The following is a 4,911-nucleotide window of genomic DNA, read 5'->3' as shown; positions in this document are numbered from 1 at the left end:
TGCGGTCAGCGTGGTTTTACCATGGTCAACGTGGCCGATAGTACCGACGTTAACGTGCGGTTTAGTACGTTCAAACTTTTCTTTAGACATCGACTGTCCCTATAAGACACGGATAAATCGGTGATAGCACCACATTAACCAAGCTAACGCTTGACGAATATTTTACAGAAAGGAAATCAGGAGATGAAAAAGAAGTGGTGCTGATAGGCAGATTCGAACTGCCGACCTCACCCTTACCAAGGGTGTGCTCTACCAACTGAGCTATATCAGCACTTATTGGAGCGGGCAGTGGGAATCGAACCCACATCATCAGCTTGGAAGGCTGAGGTAATAGCCATTATACGATGCCCGCATCCTGAACTCGGCTACCTGATTTCTCTGTTGAAAGCTTCCGCCTTCGCCAACACGATGATTGCCTCGTCGCGTTGGTTCAGCCATAACCTGTATGGCTTGAATTTGGTGGTGGGGGAAGGATTCGAACCTTCGAAGTCTGTGACGGCAGATTTACAGTCTGCTCCCTTTGGCCGCTCGGGAACCCCACCTGATTGTGTACTTGATGGTGCCGGCTGCCGGAATCGAACTGGCGACCTACTGATTACAAGTCAGTTGCTCTACCAACTGAGCTAAGCCGGCATCAAGTGCTGCGCATTCTAGGTAGAGCGAGCCACCTATGCAACAAAAAAATTGCTTAAAATGCGCTATCGCTTAGATTTTATCCAAATTCGAGCATGAATTCACGTCCTCTGCGATAAAATGCCTAAAGAACATCCAAATTCACGACCAATCACGCACATTCTCCCCTGTCGTGCATGCTTTTTTCAACATGACGTCAGCAAGATTCTGCACCAACAATGACCTTTTGCTCCAAGGTAACGCACCTTCTTCTTTATAAAGATGTATTTAACCGCGTTAACGACGTAAATCTGGCCTGGCATGTATCTTGCTATGTTTCGGTAAAGAGGGTCAGAGAGGGCTCATTTCGCTGGAGGCTGCATGATGAAAATCGTTTTACTTAATGACACAACCCTTCTGGTTTACCGCACAGAACTGGCAGACCTGCTGCTAGATGCGATAATGCGTGGCGCATCTGTTGGCTATGAGATGCCTTTGTCTCACGAAACCGCAGCCAGCTATTTTCACGGATTACGCACCTCTCTGGCGGAAGGGGCACGTTTACTGTGGATTGCCCGTGATGCCCAAGGCATTATCAGAAGCGTGCAGCTTGAACTGTGCCAGAAAAGCAATGGGTTGAACCGGGCAGAGGTGCAAAAACTGCTGGTACGCAGCCGCGCGCGTCGCCAAAGTATTGGCCGTAAACTGCTGTCGGTGCTTGAAACAACCGCCTTTGAGCTCAATCGTGGCCTGCTCTATCTGGATACTCAGGCGGATTCCCCGGCAGAAGTCTTTTACCGCATGCAGGGATATCGCTATCTGGGGGAAATTCCTGATTATGCCAGTGTGCCCGATGGCAGTTATCACCCTACCGCCATCTACTACAAGCGCCTGTTTGTCGCCAATAGGATGACACCGGCTTTGGCAAGTTAATCGTTTCCTGACGCCATTGCGTCAAGAAATATCATATTGTTGTCTTTTTTTCTGCGTGTCCAACGTGTAACCTGCCTGACATCTACTAATCGAATCACAACATTACCGTGTATGACCACCCGCGGCTTATACTTCCTGCTCATACAACACATGGGCAGTTTCGCCTCCAGGCAGGATGGCCTATAGGATAAATTGGACAGATGAGAGACAGCGAGCAACCTTTGGCAACACCCTACCTACACTTCGATCGCGGTCAATGGGCTGCATTGCGCAATTCAGTACCATTAACGCTGACAGAAGAAGAAATCATCCGGTTAAAAGGGATCAATGATGAGTTGTCACTCGATGAAGTTGCCGAAATCTATCTGCCTTTATCACGTCTGCTTAATTTTTATATCAGCTCAAACCTGAGACGCCAGGCAGTATTGGAGCAATTTCTCAGCACTAACGGGCAGCGTATTCCCTATATTATTGGCATCGCAGGCAGCGTCGCGGTTGGCAAAAGTACTACCGCGCGCGTATTGCAGGCGTTGCTAAGCCGGTGGCCTGAGCATTGTCGAGTTGAATTGATCACCACAGACGGCTTTTTGCATTCCAAACAGGTGCTTAAAGACAGAAACCTGATGCAGAAAAAAGGGTTTCCTGAATCTTACGATATTCATATTCTGATGAAGTTTGTATCGGATATAAAATCGGGGGCTAAAAAAGTCACTGCACCAATATATTCACACCTGACTTACGATATTGTGCCAAATAGCAATAAAGTGGTGGAGCAACCGGATATTCTTATCCTCGAAGGATTAAACGTTTTGCAAAGTGGAATGGATTATCCACACGCACAACCACGCACTTTTGTTTCTGATTTTATTGATTTTTCTATATATGTCGACGCATCGGAAGAATTATTAAAATCCTGGTATATAAACCGGTTTTTGAAATTTCGTCTTGGTGCATTCTCTGATCCTAATTCTTATTTTCACGAGTATGCAAAATTAACGGAAGAGCAAGCAGTGACAATTGCGACCAAAATTTGGCGTGATATCAATGAACCTAACTTGCACCAAAATATTTTGCCCACCCGTGAACGCGCCAGCTTGATTATGACCAAAAGCGCTAATCATGCCGTTGACTATGTGCGTTTGAGAAAATAGCAATATTACAGACAGTGGGGGGAATCCCCCCTACTGGCTATTTGCCACGCAGTGAGATTTCGCCACCAATGTAGGCCTTAATCTCACCGTTCTCTTCGAGTAACAGCGCGCCCTGTTCATCAATTCCGCGTTCAATCCCATGGATCTCGCGCTCACCCATAATCAATTTCACCGGGCGATTATAGTAATTATCGATGGCTTGCCAGCGAGGGATGAACGAGCGTAGTCCGCCTTGTTCAAACACTTCCAGCGCGTTACTCAATTCAGTGATAAGCGTAGCGGCCAAAATATTACGATCGATATCGATCCCAGCTTCTTGCTGGTTGATCCATTCCTGCGTCACGCCTTGCCCCGAAGAGGCCCGCATCCGCAAGTTGATGCCAATACCGATCACTAACTGTGCCGCATCTCCCGTTTTTCCCATCAGCTCAACCAGAATGCCGGCCAGTTTGCGATCGTGCATATAGAGATCGTTGGGCCATTTGACTTTGACATCATGTGCACCGAGGCGATGCAGCACTTCTGCAATCACGATACCAATAGCCAGGCTCACCCCCACCGCAGCCGCAGGCCCCTGCTCCAAGCGCCAAAACATGGAGAGGTAAAGGTTAGCGCCAAACGGTGATTGCCACTGACGACCACGACGACCACGACCAGCCTGCTGATACTCTGCAACGCACGCATCGCCAGAGTGCAAGCTCTTCAGCCGATCTAGCAGATACTGGTTGGTCGAATCAATGACAGGCAGTACCGCAACGTTATTTGCTGGGAGTGCGGCACGAATAACATTCTCGTCGAGCAATTGCATCGGTTCAGGCAAGCTGTACCCTTTCCCTGTAACGGGAAACACATCCAGTCCCCACTCTCTGATGGTTTGGATATGTTTGTTAATCCCTGCCCGGCTCATGCCCAACAGTTCACCAAGGTATTCACCTGAGTAAAACTCACCGTCGGAAAGGATCTTGATGAGCGTTAAAGGAACGCGAATATCTTTCATGACAGCACCTCTGTCGCGCTTACTTCACCCTTTGAAGCAATAAAGCGCACTTCCGGCTCAAGCCAGAGTGCAAATGTCTCTGCAACGCTATTACGCACATAACGCGCCAGCGCGACGATATCGTCACTCGTCGCCTCATCAAGGTTGACCAGCACCAGAGCCTGCTGCTGATGAACCGCCGCGCCGCCAATGCTATGCCCTTTTAACTGGCACTGGTCGATAAGCCAGCCAGCAGCAAATTTAACCGTACCATCGGGTTGCGGATAGTGTGGTGCATTGGGATAACGTATCAAGATAACCTGTGCTTGCTCGGCGCTAACGACAGGGTTTTTGAAAAAACTGCCCGCATTTCCCATCAGCGCCGGATCGGGTAATTTTTTACGCCGTATTGCACATACCGTAGTAAAAATAGCATCAGGCGTCGCGGTTGCAGGATCGAGCTGCGCCAAATCACCATAGCCCAACAAAGGCATCCAGGACTTAGTCAGATGCAGACCTACTGCAATAATGGCAAATCCCTGACGGTATTCATGCTTAAAGATACTTTCACGATAGCCAAACTGGCACTGCGCAGCACTGAGGCGGGTCACCTGATTGAGAGTAAGATCCAAAACATCGACGTATGCGCAAAACTGTTTAAACTCAGCGTCATAAGCGCCAATATTCTGGATGGGAGCTGAGCCGACGCGGCCAGGGATTAGCGCCAGATTTTCCAGGCCCGACACGCCCTGTTGCAGCGTGTACTCGACCAGATGATGCCAGTTCTCACCAGCACCGACGTGCAGATGCCATACGCGATCATCCTCAGTAATCTCAATCCCTTTTATGCGGTTAACAATAACAGTCCCTGCAAAATCTTCCAAAAACAGGACATTGCTACCCTCCCCCACGATCAACACCGGTGTATTCTGTTCACTCGCATGACGCCAGGAAGCGGCCAACGAATCCGGTGTATCGGCGCAGACGATCTCATCGGCATAAACGGGCAAAGAGAAGGTGTGGTATGGCTTAAGGGATGTGACACTGCTCGTCATCAGAACGTACTCTCCAGATTGAATACACCGTAGTTTACCCGATCCCGCACGTCAAATCTCTACGGTCCGCGGGCATCTTCGCTCCCTGAGTGAGCAATGAAAGGCGAACTATTTCTGATGATAAAAACCCTAGACCACCAAAAATCACACACAGCAAAAAGGGCCGTCCTTCCGGACAGCCCCT

At 49.0% G+C, this 4,911-nt stretch carries 5 protein-coding genes and 4 tRNA genes; 2 read left to right on the top strand and 7 right to left on the bottom strand.

Annotated features, from left to right (window positions below):
- The 5 genes from CS369_RS19710 to CS369_RS19690 all read right to left on the bottom strand — a co-directional run.
- Positions 1-90 (bottom strand): GTP-binding protein (locus CS369_RS19710; RefSeq protein WP_001982298.1); only part of this gene is annotated, 90 nt, incomplete at its 3' end.
- Positions 91-195: 105 nt separating this feature from the next.
- Positions 196-271, bottom strand: a tRNA-Thr gene (locus CS369_RS19705).
- 6 nt (positions 272-277) lie between these two features.
- Positions 278-352 (bottom strand) — tRNA-Gly (locus CS369_RS19700).
- Positions 353-457: 105 nt separating this feature from the next.
- Positions 458-542 (bottom strand) — tRNA-Tyr (locus CS369_RS19695).
- Between the two features lie 15 nt (positions 543-557).
- Positions 558-633: transfer RNA gene (locus tag CS369_RS19690), tRNA-Thr, on the bottom strand.
- Positions 634-996: 363 nt separating this feature from the next.
- Here CS369_RS19690 and CS369_RS19685 point away from each other — a divergent pair.
- The gene (locus CS369_RS19685) at positions 997-1,545 is read left to right on the top strand and encodes a GNAT family N-acetyltransferase (RefSeq protein WP_196908384.1); all 549 of its coding nucleotides are present in this window, start codon (positions 997-999) and stop codon (positions 1,543-1,545) included.
- A gap of 200 nt (positions 1,546-1,745) precedes the next feature.
- Positions 1,746-2,696 (top strand): type I pantothenate kinase, encoded by a 951-nt coding sequence (gene coaA, locus CS369_RS19680; RefSeq protein ID WP_196908383.1) that lies wholly within the window; start codon positions 1,746-1,748, stop codon positions 2,694-2,696.
- A gap of 37 nt (positions 2,697-2,733) precedes the next feature.
- Here coaA and birA read toward each other — a convergent pair whose 3' ends face one another.
- Both birA and murB read right to left on the bottom strand, forming a co-directional pair.
- Positions 2,734-3,693, bottom strand: coding sequence for a bifunctional biotin--[acetyl-CoA-carboxylase] ligase/biotin operon repressor BirA (gene birA / locus CS369_RS19675; protein ID WP_196908382.1), 960 nt, complete (start codon positions 3,691-3,693; stop codon positions 2,734-2,736).
- A complete protein-coding gene (gene murB / locus CS369_RS19670) occupies positions 3,690-4,727 on the bottom strand; it encodes a UDP-N-acetylmuramate dehydrogenase (RefSeq protein ID WP_196908381.1) in 1,038 nt (345 codons plus the stop codon). Before murB ends, birA begins: the two co-directional genes overlap by 4 nt.
- Positions 4,728-4,911 lie beyond the last annotated feature (184 nt).

The organism is Candidatus Symbiopectobacterium sp. 'North America' (genome assembly GCF_015762685.1).
In the GTDB taxonomy this organism is placed as follows: domain Bacteria; phylum Pseudomonadota; class Gammaproteobacteria; order Enterobacterales; family Enterobacteriaceae; genus Symbiopectobacterium.
Note: the sequence above shows the minus strand (reverse complement) of the source record. Positions and strands in the feature narration are given on the sequence as shown.